This is a genomic window from Prescottella equi, assembly GCF_020171745.1.
In the GTDB taxonomy this organism is placed as follows: Bacteria; Actinomycetota; Actinomycetes; order Mycobacteriales; family Mycobacteriaceae; genus Prescottella; species Prescottella equi_A.
The window spans coordinates 26,937-50,992 of the sequence record NZ_JAIVAH010000025.1 but is presented as its reverse complement, the minus strand read 5'-3'; the positions used below and the strand labels follow the sequence as shown (position 1 = coordinate 50,992).

General features: G+C 68.8%; 20 protein-coding genes. 9 read left to right on the top strand and 11 right to left on the bottom strand.

Annotated elements, in window-relative coordinates; all coding sequences use genetic code 11:
- Positions 1 to 51: 51 nt before the first annotated feature.
- Entirely contained in the window at positions 52 to 1,653 is a 1,602-nt protein-coding gene (locus LCL87_RS20725; RefSeq protein WP_225023328.1) for an ABC transporter substrate-binding protein, read from the bottom strand.
- A gap of 108 nt (positions 1,654 to 1,761) precedes the next feature.
- Complete coding sequence (locus LCL87_RS20720; protein ID WP_225023327.1) at positions 1,762 to 2,643, bottom strand: alpha/beta fold hydrolase; 882 nt, start codon at positions 2,641 to 2,643, stop codon at positions 1,762 to 1,764.
- A 196-nt stretch (positions 2,644 to 2,839) separates the two neighbouring features.
- Between LCL87_RS20720 and LCL87_RS20715 the strand changes: the two genes are divergently transcribed.
- On the top strand, positions 2,840 to 3,292 hold the full coding sequence (locus LCL87_RS20715; RefSeq protein ID WP_225023326.1) for a MarR family transcriptional regulator: 453 nt from the start codon (positions 2,840 to 2,842) through the stop codon (positions 3,290 to 3,292).
- 48 nt (positions 3,293 to 3,340) lie between these two features.
- Here the strand turns inward: LCL87_RS20715 and LCL87_RS20710 are convergent, their stop codons facing one another.
- Positions 3,341 to 3,877, bottom strand: coding sequence for a MarR family transcriptional regulator (locus tag LCL87_RS20710; RefSeq protein WP_225023325.1), 537 nt, complete (start codon positions 3,875 to 3,877; stop codon positions 3,341 to 3,343).
- A gap of 110 nt (positions 3,878 to 3,987) precedes the next feature.
- On the opposite strand from LCL87_RS20710, the gene LCL87_RS20705 reads away from it, so the two are divergent.
- Complete coding sequence (locus LCL87_RS20705; protein ID WP_225023324.1) at positions 3,988 to 5,211, top strand: MFS transporter; 1,224 nt, start codon at positions 3,988 to 3,990, stop codon at positions 5,209 to 5,211.
- Positions 5,212 to 5,214: 3 nt separating this feature from the next.
- Here the strand turns inward: LCL87_RS20705 and LCL87_RS20700 are convergent, their stop codons facing one another.
- Positions 5,215 to 6,453 carry a multidrug effflux MFS transporter gene (locus tag LCL87_RS20700; RefSeq protein ID WP_510850828.1) on the bottom strand — a complete coding sequence of 413 codons (1,239 nt, stop codon included), beginning with the start codon at positions 6,451 to 6,453 and terminating at the stop codon, positions 5,215 to 5,217.
- Between the two features lie 391 nt (positions 6,454 to 6,844).
- On the opposite strand from LCL87_RS20700, the gene LCL87_RS20695 reads away from it, so the two are divergent.
- A complete protein-coding gene (locus LCL87_RS20695) occupies positions 6,845 to 7,678 on the top strand; it encodes an alpha/beta fold hydrolase (protein WP_225023323.1) in 834 nt (277 codons plus the stop codon).
- Positions 7,679 to 7,682: 4 nt separating this feature from the next.
- On the opposite strand, the gene LCL87_RS20690 is transcribed toward LCL87_RS20695, so the two are convergent.
- From LCL87_RS20690 to LCL87_RS20675, 4 genes are all read right to left on the bottom strand, one after another.
- Complete coding sequence (locus LCL87_RS20690; RefSeq protein ID WP_225023322.1) at positions 7,683 to 9,086, bottom strand: alpha/beta hydrolase domain-containing protein; 1,404 nt, start codon at positions 9,084 to 9,086, stop codon at positions 7,683 to 7,685.
- 117 nt (positions 9,087 to 9,203) lie between these two features.
- Positions 9,204 to 10,352, bottom strand: coding sequence for a sulfotransferase family protein (locus tag LCL87_RS20685; protein WP_225023321.1), 1,149 nt, complete (start codon positions 10,350 to 10,352; stop codon positions 9,204 to 9,206).
- 15 nt (positions 10,353 to 10,367) lie between these two features.
- Positions 10,368 to 11,165 carry an SDR family oxidoreductase gene (locus LCL87_RS20680; RefSeq protein ID WP_225023320.1) on the bottom strand — a complete coding sequence of 266 codons (798 nt, stop codon included), beginning with the start codon at positions 11,163 to 11,165 and terminating at the stop codon, positions 10,368 to 10,370.
- Positions 11,166 to 11,168: 3 nt separating this feature from the next.
- A complete protein-coding gene (locus tag LCL87_RS20675; RefSeq protein WP_225023319.1) occupies positions 11,169 to 12,335 on the bottom strand; it encodes a hypothetical protein in 1,167 nt (388 codons plus the stop codon).
- A gap of 93 nt (positions 12,336 to 12,428) precedes the next feature.
- Between LCL87_RS20675 and LCL87_RS20670 the strand changes: the two genes are divergently transcribed.
- The 4 genes from LCL87_RS20670 (at position 12,429) to LCL87_RS20655 (ending at position 17,426) form a co-directional block, all read left to right on the top strand.
- Positions 12,429 to 13,367: a helix-turn-helix domain-containing protein gene (locus LCL87_RS20670; protein ID WP_225023318.1), complete on the top strand. Its 939-nt coding sequence runs from the start codon at positions 12,429 to 12,431 to the stop codon at positions 13,365 to 13,367.
- A gap of 137 nt (positions 13,368 to 13,504) precedes the next feature.
- Entirely contained in the window at positions 13,505 to 14,461 is a 957-nt protein-coding gene (gene cysD, locus LCL87_RS20665; protein WP_225023317.1) for a sulfate adenylyltransferase subunit CysD, read from the top strand.
- Positions 14,461 to 16,314 (top strand): adenylyl-sulfate kinase, encoded by a 1,854-nt coding sequence (gene cysC, locus LCL87_RS20660; RefSeq protein ID WP_225023316.1) that lies wholly within the window; start codon positions 14,461 to 14,463, stop codon positions 16,312 to 16,314. The genes cysD and cysC overlap by 1 nt, the downstream gene beginning before the upstream one ends.
- Positions 16,311 to 17,426, top strand: a complete 1,116-nt coding sequence (locus tag LCL87_RS20655; RefSeq protein WP_225023315.1) for a 3'(2'),5'-bisphosphate nucleotidase CysQ — start codon at positions 16,311 to 16,313, stop codon at positions 17,424 to 17,426. Before cysC ends, LCL87_RS20655 begins: the two co-directional genes overlap by 4 nt.
- A gap of 4 nt (positions 17,427 to 17,430) precedes the next feature.
- Here LCL87_RS20655 and LCL87_RS20650 read toward each other — a convergent pair whose 3' ends face one another.
- The 3 genes from LCL87_RS20650 to LCL87_RS20640 are packed head-to-tail and all read right to left on the bottom strand — an operon-like array spanning position 17,431 to position 21,605.
- Entirely contained in the window at positions 17,431 to 17,904 is a 474-nt protein-coding gene (locus LCL87_RS20650) for an SRPBCC family protein (RefSeq protein ID WP_225023314.1), read from the bottom strand.
- Positions 17,901 to 18,254 (bottom strand): ArsR/SmtB family transcription factor, encoded by a 354-nt coding sequence (locus LCL87_RS20645; protein WP_225023313.1) that lies wholly within the window; start codon positions 18,252 to 18,254, stop codon positions 17,901 to 17,903. The genes LCL87_RS20650 and LCL87_RS20645 overlap by 4 nt, the downstream gene beginning before the upstream one ends.
- Positions 18,255 to 18,314: 60 nt before the next feature.
- Positions 18,315 to 21,605: an arabinosyltransferase domain-containing protein gene (locus tag LCL87_RS20640; protein ID WP_237692557.1), complete on the bottom strand. Its 3,291-nt coding sequence runs from the start codon at positions 21,603 to 21,605 to the stop codon at positions 18,315 to 18,317.
- A gap of 103 nt (positions 21,606 to 21,708) precedes the next feature.
- Between LCL87_RS20640 and LCL87_RS20635 the strand changes: the two genes are divergently transcribed.
- Complete coding sequence (locus tag LCL87_RS20635) at positions 21,709 to 22,734, top strand: TIGR03617 family F420-dependent LLM class oxidoreductase (protein ID WP_225023311.1); 1,026 nt, start codon at positions 21,709 to 21,711, stop codon at positions 22,732 to 22,734.
- Positions 22,735 to 22,760: 26 nt separating this feature from the next.
- The gene (locus LCL87_RS20630) at positions 22,761 to 24,026 is read left to right on the top strand and encodes a hypothetical protein (protein WP_225023310.1); all 1,266 of its coding nucleotides are present in this window, start codon (positions 22,761 to 22,763) and stop codon (positions 24,024 to 24,026) included.
- Positions 24,027 to 24,056 lie beyond the last annotated feature (30 nt).

The window sequence follows — 24,056 nt, the reverse complement described above, 5'->3', positions numbered from 1 at the left end:
CGTCTTCGGCCCCTACCGTGTACGCGGCAGGGGCCGAAGGTGGTTGCGAGGCTATTCGCGCCAGACCTTGTCGAGCAGCATGATGTTCGTGGCGGTCGGGACCATGCCGTGGACGTTCTTCTGCCACGCCACGTAGATCATCAGTGCGCTCGTCGGGACACTGGGAACGGTGTCGTTCCAGAGTTGCTGAATACGTCCGAGCACGTCCCGGTAGGTGGCATCGTCCGCGTTCTGCAACTGTCCGAGCAGCGCGTCCATGTCGGGATTCGCGTAGCCGGAGAAGTTTGCCTTCGACGTGCTTCCGAGGCTGGACTGCAGACCCAGGTACGGGATCGACTCGTACAGGCCGATTCCCGCGTGTGCCATGTCGTAGTCGTGCTCCGCGTACACCTTCTTCACGATGTCGCCCGCGTTGTTGACCGGGACGATGGTCACGGTGAAGCCGACGGTCTGGAGCAGCGACTGCACGGCGAGACCGATCGCGTTGGAGCGCGGTTCCTGGAGGACGAGGAAGTTCAGGTGGCCGTCGTAGCCGTCGGCCTTGGCCTGGTCGAGCAGTTGACGGGCCGCGTCGGGGTCGTACGGGAGCGCCGGCACATCGGTGAACCACTGCGAACGCTCGTCGAACATCGCCTTCGTCGGAAGCCCCAGCCCCTTCTCGCCGCGCTCGTCGATCAGGTCAGGGTCGAGGGCCAGTGAGATCGCCTTACGCACCCGGACGTCGGCCCCCGGCCTACCGGCGCGGTTGTTGATCAGTTCGGCGCTGCCGCTGTTCAGGATGTTGAAATAGCCGGGATAGTCGTGGTCGATGGTGTCGTACACCGCCGACGCGTCGCCGCGGAGGAATCCGATGTCGATGCCGTCGGTCTGCAGCGTCTCGAAGTTCTGCCGCGAGTTGGTGAGCGCGATGAACCGGAGCTTGGCGGTGGCGGGCTTGCCGTTCCAGTAGTCGTCGCGGGCCGTGAACACCCGTTCCTCGTTGGGGGAGTAGTGGTCCAGGACGAACGGGCCGGCGCCGACCGGCTCGAAGGATTCACCCTCGCCGGCGCTGGGAGCGACGATCATTCCGTGGCCGAGTGCGAGCATCGACGGGAACGTCGGCCACTGGTCGTGGAGGCGGAACGTGACGGTGCGCGGATCGACCGCCGTCGTCGACTCGACCGCGGCGGTCCACACGGCCGATCCGTCGCCGCGTCCGGCGTTGTAGCGATCGATGCTGTGGACCACCGCGCTCGCGTCGAGCGGCGTGCCGTCGCTGAACCTGACATCCGGGCGGAGCTTCAGCGTCCAGGTCAGGCCGCCGGGTTCCTCGGTGAGCGACTCGGCGAGCCGCGGTTCGAACCGATTGGCCGCGCTGTCGTACCGCATCAGGACGTCGTACACCGCGGCGAGTTCGGACCCGCCGCTCTCGCCGCGCGCCGCGGTCCTCACCGGATTGAGGTACGCGGCCAGCGACTGGGTACTGAACGTCAACTGTGCTGTGGGCGTGGGGTTTCCTCCCACCGCCTGTTCCCCGACGAATCCCGCGGCCGGCGGTGTGCGACGACCGTCCTCGGTGTCTCCGTTCGCGGTGTCGGCGCAGCCGGCAACGGCCAGTGTGCTCGCCACCAGCACGGTTGCCCACGTCCTGCCCAGTTTCGATCTCACACGCATGAATCCCCCAATCCGGCAGTGACGGGCGTCACTGACGATTGCTTACGTTAGCTATGCAAAAGTTCGTGGCCGAATGCCGCTTCCCGTTCAATGGAAGACGGCCGCCGCTCAGCGGAGCAGGAATTCGAGTGTGACGCGCTCGAACGCCTCCTTGGCTTCGAGCATCACCCAGTGGCCGCAGTTGGGGAAGATGTGAAGCTCGGCATTCGGGACCAGTCGGAGCGGGACGAGCGGCATGTCGGGCGGGCACTGTCGGTCGTCGAGTCCCCACGTGAACAGTGTGGGGCACTGCACCTTTCGCATATCCATCCAGTACGGAGCGCGTTCCGGGTCGGCCATCGCCCGTTCCCGGGCGGCGGTTGCCTCCGATCCGTACATTGCCACCAGCGTCTTGTGTGATTGCGGGCTGTTGGCGCTCTCCCAGTACTCGTCGATCCTCTCCTCGGTGAGGAGCGCCGGATCGTGCACCATGCAGTCGAGCCAGCGAACGAGCTTGCTCCGGCTGGGATCGTCCGCGAATTCGCGGAGCAGACGTGACCCTTCGCTCGGGCTCTGGCTGAAGATGTTCGGGCCCACCCCGCCGATGGTGACGAGTCTGTCCACACGGTCGGGGTGCGTCATTGCGACATTCACGCCGACGACGCCGCCCATCGAATTACCTACGATCGAAGCAGATTCGATGCCGAGCGCGTCCATGAACCTGATGACCGCCGCGCCCGAGGTGCGCAGGGGGTGGCCGTCGACGGGATCGCTGATGCCGAAGCCGGGGAGTTCCAGGACGTGGCAACGGAAGTGCCGGGCGAAGGTCGCCAGGTTTCCGCGAAAGTTGCGCCAGCCGCTGACGCCGATCCCCGACCCGTGCAGCAGAAGCAGGGGAGGGCCGTCCCCCGCCTCGTGGTAGCGCAGCACGCCCTCGTCGGTGGGGATTTCTCTCTTGCTGCCCTCGTAGGTGGTGTCGGGTTCCGGGGTTCGTGTCCTCTGTCCGCTCATGTCGTTGCTCCTCCCGTGGCGGTTCCGGCGCGATGCCGGCTTTCCGAAAGGTAACAACATTCTGTCATCTATGAGAATACTTTCACATATAAAGGTCCTGTGTTGGCCGATGCTGGGCGTGGCTCGGTTGTTCCGGTTCAGGGTTTTCGCAATACTCTGGCAACGCTGAGGGTTCGTAGACGGAGGAGTGGAGTCGTTGACAGAGGATGCTGACATCGATCGCCTGTCCCAGGTGCTCGACGACCGGATCGGCACGCGCATTCGGCACATCGCGCGGATGATCATCGACGCCAAGGCGGCCGCCCTGCGTCCGCTCGGCATCACGGTGCCGCAGTACTCGACGCTCCTGGCGCTCAAGCACCTCGAGCCGAGCTCCGCTGCGCAGCTCGCGCGAACCGGATTGGGGACGCCGCAGTCGATCGCAACCATGTTGTCGAGTCTCGAGGGCAAGGGACTCGTCAGCCGTCGGCCCTCGCCCATGCATCAGAAGCTCGTCGAGGTGAGGCTGACCGCACTCGGCACGAAGACGATAGACGAGGCGGACGAACTGGCGGCCGGCATCGAGACCGAGCTGCGAGAGGCTGTCGGCGAGGACCTGTTTCAGGGTGTCGTCAGGATCGAGCAGATTGCCGGAGAGCTCCTGCAATAGCGCGGCGGTCGACGGGACTGCGCACCGGCGGCCGTTCGGTCGTCGGCGTCAGTGCCACTTGCCCGGCCGGTCGCCGGTGTCGAAATCGCCTGCCTGAACTCGCAGTTCGGTGAGGATGCGCACGAGCGAATCCAGCTTGTCGGGGGACAGTCCGGGCTCGGCGAACACCTTCTCGTTGAGCGCCTCGGTGGCCCGCCGGGAGATGTCCCGGCCGTCGTCGGTGATCTCGATCAGCGTTGCCCGGCGGTCGGTGGGGTGGGGGACGCGGCGGACCAGGCCGGCGCTCTCGAGGCGGTCGACCGCGTTGGTGACGCTGGTCGGGTGCACCTGGAGGCGGGCGCTCGCCTTCGCCATCGGCAGCGCGCCGCTGCGGGTGAAGGTGAGCAGTGTCAGCAACTCGTATCGCGAGAAGGTGAGCCCGAAGGGCTTGAGGGTCTCGTCGACCCGCGCCATCATGATCTGTTGCGCGCGTACCACCGATGTCACTGCGGCCATCCCGTCGGCGACGGCGCCCCAGCCGTGCTCGGTCCACTGACGGTGCGCTTCCTCGATCGGATCCAGGGGCAGCGGTGACGGTGACGGCATGCCCCGATCATCCCATGCAGGCCTGCCCTGCTCGCGAACCCGGCACGGCACTTCCGGTGACCGGTTCCCGATACGCGGCGCGGTCATGACCGCCGCTAACGTTTGACGTCATGGCGCATACGAGCGAGTCCGGCTCGCCCCGAACCGAGCCGGTGGTGCCCGCCCGAACCCCGTGGGCGCAGCACGCGTTGCTGCACGCGGTGTTCTTCCTCATGGGTGGCGAACTGTTCCTCATCTCGCCGCTGTTGCCGACCATCGCCGACGATCTCGGCACGAGCATTCCGGCGACCGCGCTGGTGGTGACCGCCTACGGGCTGACGTACGCGGTGGCGAGTCCCCTGCTCGGGGCGCTCACCGAGCACGTGGCGCGCCGACGGGTGATTCTCGCCGGCCTCTCGGTGATGGTGCTCGGCGAGATTCTCTGCGTGCTGGCGCCGAGCCTTCCCTTCCTGGTGGGTGCCCGCATGGTCGGCGGGTTCGGTGGTGCGCTGATGGGCCCGGCGATCTGGGCTTTCCTCGCCGAGACGGCGGTACCACGGGAGCGTGGCCGGGCCATTTCGCGCGGTGCCGCCGCATATGCGGGTGGTCAGATCATCGGTGTGCCGCTGGGCACGCTGGTTGCCGCGAGCTTCGACTGGCGCTGGGCCTTCGCGGGGGTTGCCCTCGTGCTCGTCGGTGTCGGGGTATCCATCGCCGTGCGGCTCCGGGAGCCCGCCCGCGCGGTGGTGCGGCCGGATGGCGCCCTCACCGCGCTTGCGACGTCGTTCCGGCTCTGGAGGAACCGGACCTTCCGCCTGATCATGCTCGGCAATCTCTTCGCGCAGGCGGCCCGCCTGGGCACGTACGCGTTCGCGGGTGCGCTGTTCGCGACCCGGTTCGGGCTCAGCACCGAGACGCTCGGGCTAGTCGGTGCGCTGGTCGGCATCGGCTCGTTCTCGGGCTCCCTGGTCGCGGGCCCGCTGGTCGACCGGTGGCGTGCCGCCGGCAGGCACGAGTCGGTGCTGTGCATCGGCTGGGGAAGTCTGCTCGCCACGGCGCTGGCGCTCGCGGTGTTCGCGCCGACGAGTTGGGCGAGCATCGTGGGCTTCATGATCGCGTTCGCGGCCGGCTCGGCGTTCTTCAGTACCGGTCAGGTGTTGCTGACGACGGAACTGGCGGAACGCCGAGCCGGCGCGGTGTCGTGGAACAACTCCGCGATGTACGTCGGTACTGCCGTCGGCACCGTGGTCCTCGGCGCACTCGGCTTCGGCAGCACGGGATTCGCGATCGGCGCCGTCGTGTTCGCGCTCGCCGCGACGACGTGCAGCGCGCTGCTCGCGTGGCGTCGCCGCTGACCGCTACGACGTCCGCGCCGCCGCGAACATGGTGACCAGCGCGGCGGCGAGGCAGGCCGTCATGCTCGCCACGAGCGCCGTGTTGGTGTTGCCCAGCAGTCCGACCAGCGGCGCGACGACGGCGCCGACGGCGTACTGCATCGAACCGAGGAGTGCCGCAGCGGTTCCGGCGGCCTCGCCGTGCCGGGTCAGCGCGAGAGCGGGTGCGTTGGGGAGCACGAAGCACACCGCGCCCAACATGATCCACAGTGCGGCGACGAAACCGGGCAGCCCGCCGATCTGGAAGTGGGCCACCGCGATGGCGACGACGCCGAACGTGACGGCGGCCGCGAGCGACGCCTGCACGATCTGCTGGGGCGACCAACGGCGCAGCAGACGCACATTGAGCTGAGTCGCACCGATCATCGAGAACGCGCCTGCGCTGAAGACGATCGCGAACTGCTGCTGATCGAGACCGAACTGGTCCTGGTACACGAACGGAGCACCGGACACGTAGGCGAAGAGTGCGGCCATCACGATGCTCGACGCGAAGGTGAGCGCGACGAACGTGCGATCGCGCAGCAGCATCCGGTACGTGCGCAGCACCGGCAGCAGCCCGCTCGGCCGACGCCGCTCGGGCAGAAGGGTTTCCGGTAGTGCGAAGACGGCGACCGACGCGATGGCGATCCCGATGAGCGCGAGGACCACGAAGATGCCGCGCCAGTCCATCGCGACCAGCAGCGCCCCGCCCACGCTGGGCGCGATCACCGGCGCGACGCCGAGGACCAGCATCAGCCGTGAGATGACGACAGCGACGGCCTTGTCGGAGAACAGGTCCCGCACCATCGCCATCGTCACGACGGCGGCCGCGGCGGCGCCGATGCCCTGGAAGACACGCACCGCACCGAGCATCACGATGCTCGTGGCGAATACGGCGACCAGCGAACTGACGATGTGCAGCGCGATGCCGGCGACCAGTGGACGCTTGCGGCCCAGGCTGTCCGAGAGCGGACCGATGATCAGTTGCCCGAGCGCCAGTCCGATGAGCGTCCCGGTGATCGTGAGCTGGGCACCCGAAGCGGTCGAGTCGAGTGCGGTCGCGATGTCGGGCAGCGCGGGCAGGTACATGTCGATCGTGAACGGGCCCAGCGCCGTCATGGTGCCGAGCGCCACGATCGTGCCGAGTCGCGCCTTCTCCTCGCTGGTGGAGGTGGCTGCTGTGTCGCCGTGCGCCGGCGGTGAGGGTGTCTCGTCGACAGTTATTCACCGACGATGTCGGATCGAGTCAGTGTGATGCGAGTCGCTTCCCGGCGTGCGGAAGCCTTGTCGATGCACGACGGGCCGGATTCCAGGAATCCGGCCCGTCGAAGTGCGTCGAAATCAGCTCATCGAGCTCAGCTGCTCGATGATCGGGAGGATCGTCTTGACGATGTCGATGACGGCGCTGATGGTGCTGAACGAACCCATGTTTCAGTCCTCTGGGGTGTGGTGGATGTGGCCCGACGCCACTGGCCGTAAAGCTAGCAGGAGAGTGGTCGGTTTGTGCACTTTACCGAGAAGACGTTGGACGTTCGTCCAGATCGACGTCGTTGACGGGGCTCGGGAGCAGCAATAGCGTGGCTGAGACACGTGCCGGGGGGATCTGGGGGCTCACATGGTGGAACGGATTTCTTCCTTCACTCGGGTGGGGCTGACCTTCGACGTCCGGGATGCCGGACCCGGCAACGGCACTCCGGTCGTGCTCCTTCACGGATTCCCACAGGACTCGCGCTCGTGGGAGCGGCTGGCGTCCCTGTTGCACGCGCGGGGGTTCCGCACGCTCGCCGTCGATCAGCGCGGCTACTCACCGGGCGCCCGCCCGCGTTCCCGGTGGGCGTACCGGCTCTCGGAACTGACGGCAGACGTGACCGCCCTAGTCGAGCAGCACCGCCTGGGTCCGGTGCACGTCGTGGGGCACGACTGGGGCGCGGCGGTCGCCTGGACGCTCGCCGCACACCGACCGGATCTGGTCCGGACCCTCACCGCGTTGTCGGTGCCGCATCCTGCCGCGTTCGTCCGGGCACTACTGACGAGCAGTCAGATCCGCAAGTCGTGGTACATGGCGGCCTTCCAGCTACCCGTGCTGCCCGAACGTGCCTTCGCGACCACGGGATTCGCTCGCCGAGCCCTGCTCTCGAGTGGCATGACGGCGGCTCAGGCCGACCGCGACCTCGCCGCGATGCGGGAGCGGAGCCGTATTCGGGGCGCGCTGAACTGGTATCGCGCGATGCCGTTCACCAATCCCGAGTCCGCCGCCGCGAAGGTGACGGTGCCGACCCTGTACGTGTGGAGCGACAACGACATCGCGCTCGGTCCCGTTGCCGCCCGGCTCACCGAGCGATTCGTAACCGGCCCGTACACGTTCGAGACACTGCACGGTGTCAGCCACTGGATTCCGGAGGAGGCACCCGAGCAGGTCGACGCGCTGCTGGGTGCCCACCTCCGGTAGCGACTCAGTTCCCGAGGCGCGTGCCACGCGCGGCGGCGACGAGCGCCCGGCCGTCCTCGAAGCGGAGGAACCCGGTCGCGACGGCGCGATCGGTGGCCTCCGCGACTCGCGTCACGTACGCGTCCTGGTCGGGATACAGCGACGCCAGGGCGTCCGCGTCGAGAGCGACCGTCGCGCCGTTGTTCGGGACGTGGACGGTCTCTCCGGTCAGCGACGCGACCGGGACGTCGACCTGCGGTGTGCGCACGCCACCGCGGGCATTGCCGAACTCGTCGCGGACGATGGCCGAATCCGTGGTCTCGATCGGATCGGCAACCGGGGGAGCGGTGCCGTCCGCGACCCACGTATTCAGCGAACGCAGCGCCGCGGCCACCACCGGGGCCTGCGGACCGTCGTTGACCACGGGAATCACCGCGCCGAGATCCCTGATGGCGCCGAACTGGGCGGTATACTGCGGGTACAGGATTCGCAGGGCGTGGGCGTCGGAGTGCGCCGTGCCCGCAATCTCCCAGGTCCGGATCCGGTCGCTGTCGGGCTGACGGGCGGCGACGAACGACCCTGGACCGGGGCCGCCGCCGAGTTCGAACAGTTCGGTCTCCGTGACAACCTGGAACACCGGGACGTCGAGATCCGTACGGACCCGTGCCGGGGACACCACCCGTGGCCCGTCCGGACCGTCGAGTTTCGGCAGGCCCGTGCCGGCCCCGATCGGTGCGCCGAAGCCGGCGCGGCTGTGGACGAACAAGCCGTCGAACACCCGGGCGAGCGGGTGGATCGCGTTGGCGTAGGTCAGCATCCGCATCGCCGACTGGGACTGGCCGACCGCGAGCAAACGTTCGACGACGAGCCCGGCGAGCGGGTCCGCGCCACGCGGTGCGCGGAGCGCGGCACCCGCCTGCGAGAAGATGTCGTACGAGTAGGCGTCGCCCGGGTGGTGCAGCGGTCCGTACCGCTGCGGATCCCATGCCTTGAGCCCCACCACGTTCGGGCCCAGTGGGCTGCCGCCGGTGCTGTTGACACCGGCGGCCTGCGCGGACACCCCCACCCAGGCGTAGCCCTGCAGCAGTTCGGAGTGCATGTAGCCGAAGTCGACGTCCACGTCGACGTTGCCGCTCACGTTGAGCCACTCGACGACGACGGTGCCGTTGAACCGGCTGCGATCCGCGGGCGCCCGGACCAGCAGACGCGTCCGGTACGGGGCCTGCCCCGCTTCCGCGACGGTCCAGCGGCCGTCCGAATCCCACGTACCGTCCTCGCGGTACGCCGTCGCGGTGCCGCTCAGGAAGAACTCCTGCTCGGTGTATCCCGCGGCGGCGAGGTCGACGGCGGTCGCTGTTCCGGGCGAGCTGTGCATGCCGTCCGGAAGCCGGTCCTGTTCGGTATCGAATCGTCTTGCGTGCAGGAACATTCGGATCGAGCCTCTCTGACAGGGGTCTGCGCCGTTGCAGTCCCCATGCCAGGAAAGCTAACCCGGAATGTGGCGGCCGTCACAGCAGGGTCTCGGTGGGTGAGATTCTTTCTCGGTTCAGCCGCCGGAGTAGTCGCCGAACCGCTCGTCGACCTCCTCAGCCGTCAGCCCGTACTCCTCGAGCGTGTACTTGTGCGCCGGCTTGCGGCTGCCCGAGCGGCTCTCGGCGTGCATGTCCTCCATCGCCCGGTGCGCCTGCTCGGTCATCGGGATCGAGAAGTGTGAATAGATCTTCTCGACGGTGCCGAGCGGGTCGCCGACGAAGTCGCCGTAGTCGACGTCGATGAACTGCGACGGGTCGTACTTCGCCCGCGCCGCGGTGAAGTCCTCGAGCCCGCGCGCCCACAGGTCCAACTGGCTGCGGCCGATGACCTCGCCGCGAAACTTGTTGGACCAGCCCTCGGTGGCCTGCTCGGCCAGGCTGCACACCGACGGCACGATGGTCCGCGGCGGCCGGTGCGTCTGGATGACCAGGGCGTCCGGATACGCCGCCATCAACTCGTCGAGCGCGAACAGGTGGCTCGGATTCTTGAGCACCCACCGCCGATCCTGATCCGGCAGGCCGATCAGCTGCAGGTTCTTCTTGTGCCGCGCGTACGCGTTGGTCCAGTCCTGGCCCTCGAGCCACGTCGAGTACGTCGGCAGGTTCGCCAGGCACTCGTACGACACCGACTTGAAGGTCTGCCGCAACAACTGCCAGCACTCCTCGACCTCTGCCGCGGACATGAAGTGCACGCCCATGAACTCGGGATGGTCGATGTGATGCTGACCGAACTGCTGCTCGATCGCCTGGAACACCGGGTTGGACTCCCACGTGTCCCGCGGGGGCCGCGGCTGCGGCATCTCCGTCAGCCACATCTCCAGTCCCTGATGTCCCGGGTCCACGGTGAGCAGGCGGTGCAGTGCCGTGGTGCCGGTCCGCGGCAGGCCGGTGACGAAGATGGGTCGTTCGATCGGCACATCGGTGTGCTCCGGGAACTGCTTCCAGGCGGCCTCGCTGAGCAGGCGGGCGACCAGCGCGCCGCGCAGGAAGACGCGAGAGATCTTGCTGCCGAACGGCGTCAGATCCTCGTCCCGGGCATACGAGTCGAGCAGGACCCCGAGTGCCTCGGTGTAGTCGTCGGTGCCGAAGTCGTCGAGTCCGGTCATCCTGGTCGCGGACGCGTGCAGGTCCTCGACGGTGCCGACGGTGGTGCGTTCAGTCATTGTCGTCCGAATTCTCTAGTGGTGGAACTCGCCGCAGTTGACGTCGAGGCACTGGCCGGTGATCGCGCTCGCCATCGGCGAGGCCAGGAAGATCACGGCGTTCGCGACCTCGTCGGTGGTCGGCAGGCGCTTGAGGTCGCTGTTCGCGGCGGTGTGCTCGTAGATCTGGTCGACAGTGATGCCGAACTTCTCGGCCTGGTGCTCGAAGTACTTCTTCAGCGTGTCGCCCCAGATGTAGCCGGGGGCGACGGAATTGACGCGGATTCCCTGGGGGCCGAGCTCGGTGGCGAGCGACTGCGACATCGCGAGCAGTGCCGACTTGGCCAGCTTGTAGCTGCCGTAGCGCTCCTGCGAGTGCCGCAGCACCATCGAGTTCACGTTCACGACCGCGCCCTTGGATTCGGCCAGGGCCGGCGTGAACAGCTGGGTCAGGCGCAGCGCGCCGAGCACGGTCAGCTCGATCGCATCCCGGATGTGTTGGAAGTCGGTGCGGCCGAACGGCTTCATCGACGGCACCGTGAACGCGTTGTTGATCAGGCCGTCGACCCTGCCGAACGCGTCGGTGGTGGCGGCCAGCAGGTGGGCGGCCGAGGCGTCGTCGGTGATGTCGGTCGACACCGTCACCGCGCGGCGGCCGAGGTCGGTGACTTCCTTGGCCACTTCGTCGAGGCGCTCCTGGGTGCGCGCGGCCAGCACCAGGTCGGCGCCGGCCTCGGCGCATCGCAGTGCCAGCGTCCGGCCGAGCGCCGGTCCGACGCCCGAGATGACGATCACCTTGTTTTCGAGAAGCGCGGACTGCAGCGTCTTTGTCATTGTCTACCCCAGCATCCGGTCGGCGACGGCGGCCCGGCGTCCCGCGATGCGGGTGGCGAAGTCCTCCGGCGTGATCTTGTTGTGTTCGTGGAACGGCAGTTTCGCGGCGACCTCGTCGAGCTTCACGACCTCGACGGTGGGGCCGTCCTCGGCTGTGAACTCCCGCGACGTCCGCTGCCACCGGAACTGCAGGTAGCCGCGCGGATGGCCGAGGGCCTCGAGCCAGTTGGTCACACCCGGGTTCTGCTCGCTGAGGACCATCCGGATCATCCCGTCCGGATCGACCTGCGCCTGGGTGTTGTTCAGCGAGGTCTGGTGATCGATGTAGTCCAGCGAGATGTACCAGAGGCTGCCGAGCTGGAAACCCTGGTAGGGCGCATCCGATTTCGGGACGGTGATGATCATCGCCTCGTCGTCGGCGAGTTCGTAGTGGCCCACCGAGGAGTACTGCGTGGCCAGCCCGCCCGGGGTCAGCCGTGGTGCGGTCATCGTGTTGACCGGCAGGTTGTCGTAGAACCACTGGGGGAACTGCAGCCACGTCTTGACGCGCCCGACCAGGGCCTTACCGGCGCGGGCGAAGCGCTTCTCGGTCTCTTCCCTCGTGAGCGGCGGCGCCGGGACGCCGATGCGGTCGGCGCGCTCGATCCGGATGCTGCCCCGCTTCTGGCTCCAGTCGCTGTAGACCTCGCGGACCACCAGCTGTGACGAGCCCGGAGCGAGGGTGAAGTGGTTGCGGCGTCCGTCCGCCGGCCCCGGACCGAACGTGGCGACGAACGTGCCGTCGTCCTCGATGTGGAGTTCCCGGTCGTCGAACGCGATCTCGCTGCCGGGCACGTTCGCGTTGGTGTAGTTGCCACTGAGTACCTGGAAGCTCAAGTCGGCGGTGGTGCCGCGGGTGCCGGTCACGATGTACTCGGCGTCGTCGTTGATCCGCGCGCCGAAGTAGAGCGTGTCCGGGTTGTCCAGCCCCATCTTCATGTACGGCCCGGTGCCCTGGATGAAGTTCGGATGGGTCTTCTCGGTGGCCCACGCGGCATGCACGGTCGCGAGGATGCCGCCCGCGAGGTACTGCATTCCCTCGAGCAGGTCCTGCTCCGACCGGATGTGGGGGGCACTCTCGACCAGTTTCTCGGCCTCGGCCATGGCCTCGGCGAGTGGATCCGTCAGCACACCTTGCTCCTTCGATCCGGTGGTACAAATATGTACCTGGGTGGTAGAACTTGCGATGAGTCAGACGATAGAACGTGTTTCAAGGAGTGGTCAATGACCTCAGGGATTGCCGAGTCCGGCGAGTCGAGTGGACGCCGTTCTCCGCCGACCGAGCGGGTGGTCCAGATCCTCGACTTCCTCGTTGCTCGTGAGGAGCAGCGCTTCGGACTGTCGGAACTGGCGCGGGCGCTGTCGATCAGCAAGCCCACGTGCCTCGGGATCCTCTCCGAACTAGTGTCGGCGGGATACCTCACCCGCGATCCGCACTCCAAGACGTACGGACTCGGTCCGGCCCTGATCGCCGCCGGTCGTGCGGCGCAGCGCGGCTTCGCCGTCGGGTCGATCGCACGGGCCCAGCTCGACGCGGTTGCCGCCGAGTTCGGCGCGGTGTGCACGGCGTCCGCGGTGGTCGGCGACCAGGTGATGATCCTCGAGACCGTCGCCCCTCCCGGAATGGCGCTGGGGCGCACCGCTGCCCGGGTCGGTCAGGCATACCCGTTCGCACCGCCGGTCGGCCTCATGTACGTGATCTGGGACAGCGACGACGACCTCGAGGCGTGGCTACGGCGCGATCCCGCGCTGCCGGTCGTCCTCGATCGGGAACTGCTCGGGCGGGTCGTCGACGACTGCCGCAACGTCGGGTACCTCGTCGAACGGTTGACTCCGGTCGGGCGCAAGCTGTTCTCGCTCATGGCCGGCGTCGCGGGTCGGGACCTGCCGACGGAACTGCGCGAGCTGATCGGCGAGATGGTGTCGAGTCTCGGCGAGCGCGTCTACCTGCACAGCGAGACCGAGTCCGACGTCGACTACCCGGTGAGCCTGATCGCGGCACCGGTCTACGACGCGGACGGGCATCAGGCGCTGGTGCTCACGCTCGACGTGGGTGGGCCGATCAGCGGTGCGGAGATCGCCCGTCGCGGCGAGGCGCTCGTGGCCGCGGCGGACGCGGTGACCGCGGAGGTCGGCGGTCGGCGCCCGGTGCGCACCTCCTGACCTGGCCGAATGTCACACGCGTCCAGTTGGAGTGAACCGGTGTGACATTCGGTCACCTCGGGCAAGCCATTGACCGAAAGGTGGAACCGGTTCTATTCTCGGCTCGAAGTCAGTTTTCGAACCGACCCGGTACAAATATGTACCAGCGAATCGTCGAGGAGTCGCGCGTGACACCCCTGGCATCCCCGTCCACCTACGAGCTGTCGCACCTGCAGGCGCTCGAGGCCGAGGCGGTCCACATCTTCCGAGAGGTCGCCGCGACCTTCGAACGTCCGGTCCTGCTGTTCTCCGGCGGCAAGGACTCGGTGGTGATGCTCCACGTCGCTGCCAAGGCGTTCTGGCCGGCGCCGCTGCCGTTCCCCGTGATGCACGTCGACACCGGCCACAACTTCGACGAGGTCATCGAGTTCCGGGACGCCACCGTCGAACGGCTCGGCCTGCGGCTCGTGGTGGCGAGCGTCGAGGACGACATCGCGGCGGGACGGGTCGTCGACGAGACCGGACCGCGCGCGAGCCGCAACCGGCTGCAGACCCACTCGCTGCTGCGCGGCATCCGGGAGAACAGGTTCGACGCGGTGTTCGGCGGTGCCCGACGCGACGAGGAGAAGGCCCGCGCCAAGGAGCGCGTGTTCAGCTTCCGCGACGAGTTCGGGCAGTGGGATCCCAAGGCACAGCGGCCCGAACTGTGGAACCTCTACAACGGTCGGCATCGCCGCGGCGAGCACATTCGGGTGTTCCCGCTGTCGAACTGGACCGAACTCGACATCTGGCAGTACATCCTCGAGGAGGAGATCGAGCTGCCGTCGATCTACTACGCGCACCGCCGCCCGGTCGTCGAACGGGACGGAATGCTGTTGGCGGACACGCGGTTCCTGACGCTGCTTCCCGGGGAGGAGTCGCGTGACGAGCTCGTGCGGTTCCGCACCGTCGGTGACGCGACGTGCACGGGCTGCGTCGAGTCGTCGGCCTCCACCGCCGCCGAGGTCGTCACCGAGGTCGCGGCCAGCCGCATCACCGAGCGCGGCGCCACCCGCGCCGACGACCGGATCTCCGAGGCCGGCATGGAAGATCGCAAGAAGGAGGGGTACTTCTGATGGCCCACACCCAGCAACTCCTCCGCGTCGCGACCGCGGGCAGCGTCGACGACGGCAAGTCCACCCTGATCGGACGCCTCCTGTACGACTCGAAGTCGATCTTCGAGGACCAGCTCGAGGCTGTCGAACGCAGCAGCCGCGAGCGCGGCACCGAGTACACCGATCTGGCGCTGCTCACCGACGGGCTCCGCGCCGAACGGGAACAGGGCATCACGATCGACGTCGCGCATCGTTACTTCGCTACGCCGCAGCGCAAATTCATCATCGCGGACACCCCCGGGCACGAGCAGTACACCCGCAACATGGTCACCGGGGCCTCCACCGCGGACCTCGCGCTGATCCTCGTCGACGCCCGCAAGGGCGTGCTCGAGCAGACCCGGCGGCACGCGTTCCTGTCGACGCTGCTGGGGATCCCGCACCTGGTGCTGTGCGTCAACAAGATGGATCTCGTCGACTGGTCGCAGGAGCGGTTCGAGGAGATCAAGGACGAGTTCGGTCAGTTCGCGACCAAACTCGACGTGCACGACCTCACCTTCATTCCGGTGTCGGCGCTCAAGGGCGACAACATCGTCACCCGCACCGAGAACATGCCGTGGTACGAGGGTTCGTCGCTGCTGCACCATCTCGAGGACGTGCACATCGCGTCCGACAGGAACCTCATCGACGCGCGGCTGCCGGTCCAGTACGTGATCCGGCCGCAGCGGCAGACCGACGCCGACCTGCACGACTTCCGCGGCTACGCGGGCACCGTGGCCAGCGGCGTCTTCAAACCCGGCGACGAGGTGGTCGCGCTGCCGTCGGGCTTCACGTCCACGATCTCCGCGATCTGGGGGCCGGGCGGCGAGGAGGTGAAGGAGGCGTTCGCGCCGTCCGCGGTGTGCGTGCAGCTCGCCGACGACCTCGACGTCAGCCGCGGCGACACCCTGTGTCGACCGAACAATCGACCACTCCTCGGTCAGGAACTCGACGCGATGATCTGCTGGTTCACCGAGCAGTCGTCGCTGAGCCCCGACGCGCGGTACACCGTCCTGCACACCACCCGCGCGACGAAGGCTCAGGTGGTGCGGCTCGACTACCGTCTCGACGTCAACACGCTGCACCGCGACGAGACGGCACAGTCGTTGACGCTCAACGAGATCGGACGCGTCCAGCTGCGCACCCAGCAGCCGCTGCTGTTCGACCCGTACCGACGCAACCGGGTCACCGGTAGCTTCATCCTCGTCGACGACACGACCGGCAACACCGTCGCCGCCGGCATGATCACCGGGCCCACCCTCAAGGAATCGAAGGTGGTGTGGCACTCGGCCGCGGTGTCCCGCGACGAGCGGGCGACCCGAGGATCGACGGTGTGGCTCACGGGCCTGTCGGCGTCCGGCAAGTCCACGGTCGCGGTCGAGCTCGAACGACGCCTCGTCGCCGCGGGTGTCCCCGCGTACCGGCTCGACGGCGACAACCTGCGGCACGGACTCAACGCCGACCTCGGGTTCAGCGCCGACGACCGGGCCGAGAACGTCCGACGGGTCGGGGCCGTCGCGCAGTTGCTCGCCGACGCCGGCATGGTCGCGGTGGCCTCGCTCATCAGTCCCTACCGCGAGGACCGCGATCGGGTACGCCGGTTGCACGAGGAGGCCGGACTGCCCTTCGTCGAGGTGTTCGTCGACACCCCGATCGAACAGTGCGAGGCGCGCGACCCGAAGGGGATGTACGCCAAGGCGCGGGCGGGGGAGATCACCGGGTTCACCGGCGTCGACGACCCGTACGAGGCTCCGGAGCGCGCCGAGATGGTGCTGCGGCCCGAGGACGGCGACCCGGTCGCGCAGGCCGCGAAGATCATGGAGTATCTGCACCTGTGAGCACCGACGCCGAACTTGCCGCCGACCTCGCCACGCGCGCGGGCGACCTGCTGCTGGAGATCCGTGCCCGGGAGTTGGGGGAGGCCCCGCTCGACAAGGCCGCCGCGAAGGAGTTGGGCCGACGCGGCGACAAGGCCGCCAACGCGCTCCTGCTGGAACGGCTGGCCGCCGCCCGCCCCCACGACGCCGTGCTGTCCGAGGAATCCGCCGACGACGCGGCCCGCCTCGACAACGAGCGGGTCTGGATCATCGACCCGCTCGACGGCTCCCGCGAGTACGGCCTGGCCGGACGATCCGACTGGGCCGTGCACGTCGCGTTGTGGGAGCGCGGGGTGGGCATCGCCGCGGCTGCGGTCGCACAGCCCGCGCGCGGCGAGGTGTACGTCAGCGGAACCGCACAGGCAGTGGCGTCGGAGCGGGACCGCCCGCGGATCCTGGTGAGCGACAGCAGGCCTCCCGCGTTCGTCGACGCACTCGCGCGACGCGTCGGCGGCACCGTCGAGCCGATGGGCTCGGCGGGTGCGAAGGCGATGGCGGTTCTGCGGGGCGACGCCGACGCCTACGTGCACGCCGGTGGGCAGTGGGAGTGGGACTCGGCGGCGCCGGTCGGCGTGGCCCTCGCGGCGGGACTGCACTGCTCCCGGATCGACGGAACACCGTTGCGGTACAACGAGGCCCACCCGTACCTGCCGGACCTGCTGATCTGCCGCCGCGACCTCGCGGTGCCACTGCTCGCGGGCATCGCCGAGGAGACCGGTGGGCCCACCGACAGCCCGCGGGTGGCGATGGCCCGCGAGTACATCAGCTCGCTCGTCACCCACGACGCGAGCAAGGTGCGTCTCGCCCGGCACTGTCACCGCTACGAGAACGGCCAGCGGACAGGCGATTCCGGCGACGAGATCCGGTCGATGCTCGAAACCGGCGCACAGTACCGGCCGATCAGCGCGGTCCGCGACCTCGAGTTCCGGGAGTGGGGCACCGACGTGGTCGCCCGATTCCTGCTCGACATGACCACAGGCCGGGACACCCTGACCGTCGCGATCACCGAACACTTCGTCATCCCGAGCGCCGAGATCGAGGCGATCACGGCGATCATCGAGCCCCACCCGTAGTGGTTCAGGCTTCGGTGGACTCCGCCGCGAGGGCGGCGCCGAGCGCGTCGAGCAGCAGGATGGTGCCCTCCTCGCGGGAGCCGGCGTCGTCGTAGCCGTCGAGGAAGGCGCCCTGCTCGGTCATCACCAGTCGGGTGCCCTCGCCCGAGGGGGAGAGTTCGATCGTGGCCAGCGACACCGACGTCCGGACGTCGTCCATGTGCATGTCGTAGGTGTAGACGATCCGTTCGTCCGGGACGATGTCCTGGTAGATCGACGAGAACGAGTGCACCGGTCCGCCTTTCGGGCCGCCGCTGACGGTCTCGCGACCGCCGACGCGGAAGTCCATCGTGCCCGCCTCCGAGACCCACTCGTCGGGGTGGGTGAACCAGCGGGCCTTGGCCTCGGGGTCGGCGAACGCATGGAACACGCGGGCGGGATCGGCGTCGTAGATGCGCTCGACGACGAAGGTGGAATGGGTGACCGATCGGGTACTCACGGCAACTCCTCGGCTGGCGGTGCTTCGTCGGCCTCGGCGAGAAACTCGCCGAGTCGGTCGAGGCGGCGCTCGATACTCGTGCGCCGCTGAGCAATCCACTGCCCGGCCCCGTCCAGGGCGTCCGGCACCAGATGGCAGGTCCGGGTGCGGCCGACCTTCTCCGACCGCACCAGTCCGCTGGCCTCGAGCACCTGGAGATGCTGCACGACGGCGGGCAGTGACATGTCGAGCGGAGCCGCGAGCTCGCTGACCGAGGCGGGGCCGCGACCGAGTCGCTCGACCATCCCGCGCCGACTCGGATCCGACAGTGCGTGGAACACGCCGTCGAGCGGTGCGGAATACTTAAGCACGTACTTAAGTATTCTCGCTCGCCGCTCGAAGTCAAGAGGTCGGCGCGAATTCGACTCGCGTCAGAACCTCAGCACCATCGGGCCCGGGTTCCACAGCCCGGAGCGCCGCTCGCTCACAGTGGTGAGTTCGGCCGGCACCGCGGACTTGTCGCGCGGCGTGAACTGCTCGACCTGGCCCCAGTCGCGTCGCCAGTCGTGGTTCAGGTACGACGGGATGGTCTCCGCGGAAAGGAGTTGGTCGGTCCAGCCGAGCGGGCCGCCGCCGTAGTGGTCCTGCCACCGGTTTGTCGACACCGCGCCGGGTCGATCGGGGAGGATCCGGTACCCGGGCACCTCCGCAACGCCGTTCGCGTGCGAGAACGGCTGCTGGCACGGGAACTGGAGTCCCACCGCCCAGTCCGCGAGCACGGGAGTGTCGGAGCCGACGACGTCCTGGAGGGTGCGGGTCTGCGGCACACGCGGCGGGGTCACCGCCAGCCACTGGTCCGGGTCGCGGTCCTCGTCGGAGGCGACGAGGCGAACCGCGTCGGCCTCGGCGGGCAACTGGTCCAGGGGAACCCGCACGTTCCGCCACGACGGCGCGGGACCGATGTCGTAGGGCAACGCCCGGCCCAGGACGTCCACCGAACCGTCGGGTCGGCGGACACCGTACTCGAGCTCGAGGTCCTGGCCGTACGTGACGATGCCGTCGCGGTCCACCGAGCGGATCCGCCCGGCCACGGCGACCGAGACGATGTCGCCGCGGGTCCCGTCGGCGCCGACGTCGGGCAGGCCGTACCACCCACTGACCAGCGATGCCTGCATCTGGTCGCTGGCGCGGTAGCTGCCGAGCACGGGCGTTGCCGCGGGGTCGAGTCCGAACGGTAGCGCGACGGTGCTGCCGTTGATGCCCACTGCCCCCTCGCCGCCACCGGTTCCGGCCGTGTTGTCGGTGGAGGTGGGCGCCGCGTCCGGGTCGACCAGGTTCGCGGTGCCCGCGGCGGCCGCGGTCTCCCCGTCGGCGCTGAGGTCCGACGCGACGCCGTTGGGGCGGAAGCCGGTGGATTCGGTGCCGGCGAGCGCTGTGGCCACGTCACCCGAGAGTGGCTGCAGCATGGACGCATTCGGGTCCGTCTCGAGCAGCACGTCGTTCGCGAGGCCACAGTTCTGGCCGCGCAGCGCATCGAAGTTCGCTCGCCCGACGGAGTACGCGGGATACTGGCTCACCGCGCCCTTTGCGAGTGAGAGCACCTCGAACGCCACCATCACGGCGGCCGCGATGGTCAGCGGCGGCAGCGCCCACACCCATCGGGTCCGGGAACCCGGTGCGGGAACCCGAGACTCGCGCAGGTGGCACCAGGTCGCGACACCGACCATCAGGATCGCGCCACCGAACAGTCCGGTCGCCGCCCCGGTGCCGGCAAGTGACGGCGGCTTGTCCCACCACGGCACACCCCACGCCGAGACGTACCAGTAGTTGTTCGTCCCGATGAACGTGAACGCCAGGAGGAACAGGACCGCTGCCGCGAACAGTGCACGGTTGCGGGGCGAACGCAGCACCGCGGTACCGACGGCGACGGCGGTGAGGACCGCGAGCGCGCCGGCCAGTCCGGCGAACACACCGAGATGGTGCGTCCACTTGGTGGGCGTGAACATCATCAGCGCGAGGGCGCCGAGCACGACGCCGATGATCCGGCGGGACGGCCCCACCGAGGTACCGGGGATACGTCCGTTCTTGCGAAGTATCGCCAGGATGGTGACCGCCAGGCCCAGGAACATCACGAAGATGCCGAACCGGCGGGAGAGCGACCCGTCGGCGGTGTCGTTGAGCAACCACTGGTACCGCAGGTTCTCGCTGAACCACTTCTCGCTGGGACCGCCGGCGACGTGCGCGTCCTGCATGGCCGGGACGACCGCGAGCGCCTGGTCGGCGAAGATCGCGACGAGAATAGCGGTGCCTGCGGCCAGGAGTGGCAGCAGCAACGCCGCGAATCCGACGGTCCTGGCCCTGGCGATCACGATCCGCAGCAGGGGACGCAATCCGGCGAGTAGTGCGGCGAAGCAGATGATTCCGGAGGGCCCGACCGAGAGCGTCGCCGCGGCGACGAGGATCGCGACTGCCGCCGGCAGCAGGCGCCGGGTCGCGATCGCCCGCTCCACCGAGCACCACGTGAGCAGCACACCGGCCGCGACGATCGGCTCGGGACGCAGTCCGTTGTTGTACGGCAACCACACCGCGAGGAAGCCCAGCGCGCCCGTCCACAGAGCGATCCGGCTGGTGCGCGCCGCGACGCCGAGACGGGGCACGACCTCCCGGCTGAGCACCAGCCAGGTGACGATGCCGGCGAGCAGTGCGGGCAGGCGCACCCACGGGCTGGCGCTCCAGATGTCGTCGAGCAGACCGAAGATGTAGTAGTAGGGCGTGCCGAACGGGGTCTCGGGCACGCCGAAGTAGCGGAAGTAGTTGGACATGTAGCCGGACGACTGCGCCGACCGGGCCATCGTGTACTGGTAGCCGTCATCGGCGGTGGTCGCCCCGATGAAGTGCCACAGCACGAGCGTTCCGATCACGACGACGTCGAGCGATCCGATGCGCCACCACCGCGAGGGCAGGAATCGGCGGGCCCGGCGGCCGTCGGTGAGATCGAGTCGGTGCAGCGCGACCAGCGCCAGCAACGTGGCGAGCACCGCCACGACCATCGCGAGGATCTTGATCGGCGTCGGCGTGGTCGAGAAGCGGGTGTCGAGTTCGGCGGTCACCTGCAGGCCCGCCGGTGCGCTGCCGTCGAGATCGCTGAAGACGCCGACCATCTGGGGGCGAACGTCGCCGTCGACGGTCTTCGTCGTCTCCGCCGCAACGGATCCGGCGATCGACGCCGTCGTCCGCTCGGAGGTCGACGACACGGCGATCGCACACTCGCCGCCGCGGAGTTCCGAGAGCGGGGTCGAGATCAGCGACCGGTCCCGCAGGATCACCTCGAGGCGGGCGGGCGCGGACTCGGTGGCCGCGACCGTCTTCGCGACGAGACCGTAGCGTTCCGCTCCCGGTGCGCCCGCGGGCATGGTCGCGACGAGCACGCCGCCGGAGTCCAGGTCCGCGGCCGTCGCGCACGGGATCCGCGCGTCGAAGGTGAACGGCGCGTACGACACGAGGGGCGCTTCGACGCTGCCCGTCGATCCGTTCTGCGGCCACGCGATCGTCGACTGGTCCTGGTTCACCGGCAGCAGCGGAATCGCGACCGCGCTCAGGACGCCGAGGACGCCCGCGATGATCGCGATCAGGCGCGCCCGCCGGACGTCCCACCGCCCCGGACGTGCCGGTCCCGGCTCTCTCGTTGCCACCTTTGCGGATGCATGTTCCGCCCCCACCATGCTGTCGACCACGAGAAGCGATGGTAACGGCAATCACACTTGTCACCGAGCGCCCTCACCGTGCCACCGCGAATTCCGGCAATTCGCCGGGTAGAACGGACGGATGAAGGTCTACACCGGAACCGATCCCGCCCTGAATCCGATGGCGGTGGCCGACTTCGCGCGGCGCGCCGAGGCGGCCGGCTACGACGGGCTGCACGTCTCGGAGACGGTGCACGACCCGTTCCTGCTTGCCTTGCTGGCGCTGCAGGCCACCGAGCAGATCGTCGTCCGGACGTCGGTCGCGCTCGCGTTCGTGCGGAGCCCGCTGCTCACCGCGTACACCGCGTGGGACCTGTCGAAGATGTCGGGAGGCCGATTCCACCTCGGACTCGGCAGCCAGATCCGGCAGAACATCGAGGAGCGGTACGCGATGCCGTGGACCGCGCCCGCCGCGGCGATGCGCGAGTACGTCGGCGTCGTGCGGGCGGCCTTCGAGACGTTCCGCACCGGCGAACTCGTTGCGTACGAGGGCGATCGATACCGGTTCACCCGGATACAGCCGTACTTCAACCCGGGTCCCGACACGGAGACGTCGGTGCCACCGATCTACCTCGGAGGTGTCGGGCAGCGCATGCTGCGGGTCGCGGGGGAGTGCGCGGACGGTCTGGTCACGCACCCGACCAACTCGGATCCGCGGTACCTCGTCGACGAGTGCCTGCCGGCGCTGGCCGAGGGCGCGGCGACCGCGGGACGTTCGCTCGACGACTTCGACATCGTCGCGGGACTGCAGGTGATCACCGGAGCCACCGACGCCGACGTCGCCGAGGAACGCGAACGACGCCGCCGGCTGTTCGCCTTCCTGTACTCGACGCCCGCCTACCGCGGGGCGCTCGAACGGCACGGCTTCCCCGACCTGCAGGGGCGGCTGGCCGACCTGGTCCGGCGCGACGACTGGGATCGTCTGCGCGACATCGTGACCGACGACGTCCTCACCGCGGTCGTCCCGACGGCCCGCTACGACGCGCTCGCCGACGTGGTCCGCGAGCGTCTCGACGGCGTCGCACCGAGTGTCACGCTGGCGCTGCCCGACAACCCCGACCAGGATCGCCGCATGGCCGACGTGATCGCCGAACTACACGCCGGATAACTCCGCGAAAGGTGCAGGGAACAGGAATGAGTCGTCTCGCTCGGATCGTGCCCGTGCTCGCTGCCCTGGTGTGCGGCGCGCTCGCTGGTCGGGTGCTGTGGTTCCCGATGCCCGACGACTACGTCAGCGTCGAGAGCGCCCTGCCCGCTGCCCTCGTCGGGAAGGGCGCCGGCGTCGCGGCCGCGGCCGTCGTGGCCGTGCTGGTCACCGTCGCCCTGGCCCGGCGGCGGTCGCTGGCTCTGGTGACGGCCGCGGCCGTGGCCGGGCTGCTGCTGCTCGCGTTGCCGGAGTTGCTGTCGTACCCCGAGGATCCGGCGGTGCTCCTGTACTCGAATGCCGTTGCCGCAGGAATGGTTCTCGGTGCGGTCTCGCCTCTCGCCGCGCGCGAACGGAACGCTCAGGCGGCGCTCGCGGTGGGTGCCGTCGGCGCCTTCCTGCTGTCGGGGGCGGTCGTCGACCTGATCGGAGTCGGCACGGCGGACTTCGGTTGGACCGCCTACACCCCGTTGACATCGTTCGCGGAGGTCGAGCGCGGGGGCGTGGTCGGGCTGTGGCCCGCCGTCGCGGCAGCAGCGCTCGTCGTCCTGGCGGCCGTGGTCGACCGGCGAACGTCGTGGGGTACGCGGGTCGAGCCCCGTTGGCTCGCGGCCGCCGTCGCGCTGCCCGTCGCGGCCTTCGTCGTCAACCGGATCCTGATGGAATCGGCGGCACGTCCCGAGTGGTGGTACCCATACGTCGGTCTGGCAACGGCGTTCGTCGCGTGGATCGCGTGGCGGTTGCCCGGGCGCGACGGGCAGCTGGTGTTCGCCGGTGCGGCGGTGCTCGCCGCAGCGGCCGTGGGAACGCCCTGGACGAGCGCCGGCTGGTGGGCCCTCGCGATCCCCGCTGCGCTGATCGTCGCCGGTGCCGCGGTGGGGCTCCGGTGGCCGGTCCCGCCGGTCGGGTTCGGGCTGTTGGCGGTGGTGGCCGCGGTCTCCCTGGTGAACCTCGATCAGTCGGACGTCCCTGTTTTCGTCTACGCGATCGCGCTACCCGTCGGCGTGGGGTACACGGTCGGGTCCTGCCTCCCGACGTCCGCGCCCGCATCGACGGTCGGCCTCTCGCTGCCGTTCGGTGTCGCGATCCCCGGTGTCGTGGCGGCGGCCGGCATGCCCCACCGGTACGCGGACTACCTGCCGGGCTTCGGGCAGGAGTTGTCGGGCTCGACGCCGGTCGTCCTGGCCGCGGTCGCGGTGATCGTCGTGTGCGGTGTCGGCGCGTGGGGACTCGATCTGCGCTCGGGATCCCGCTGAGGCCGGAGCGACGCGCGTACAACCCCGAAA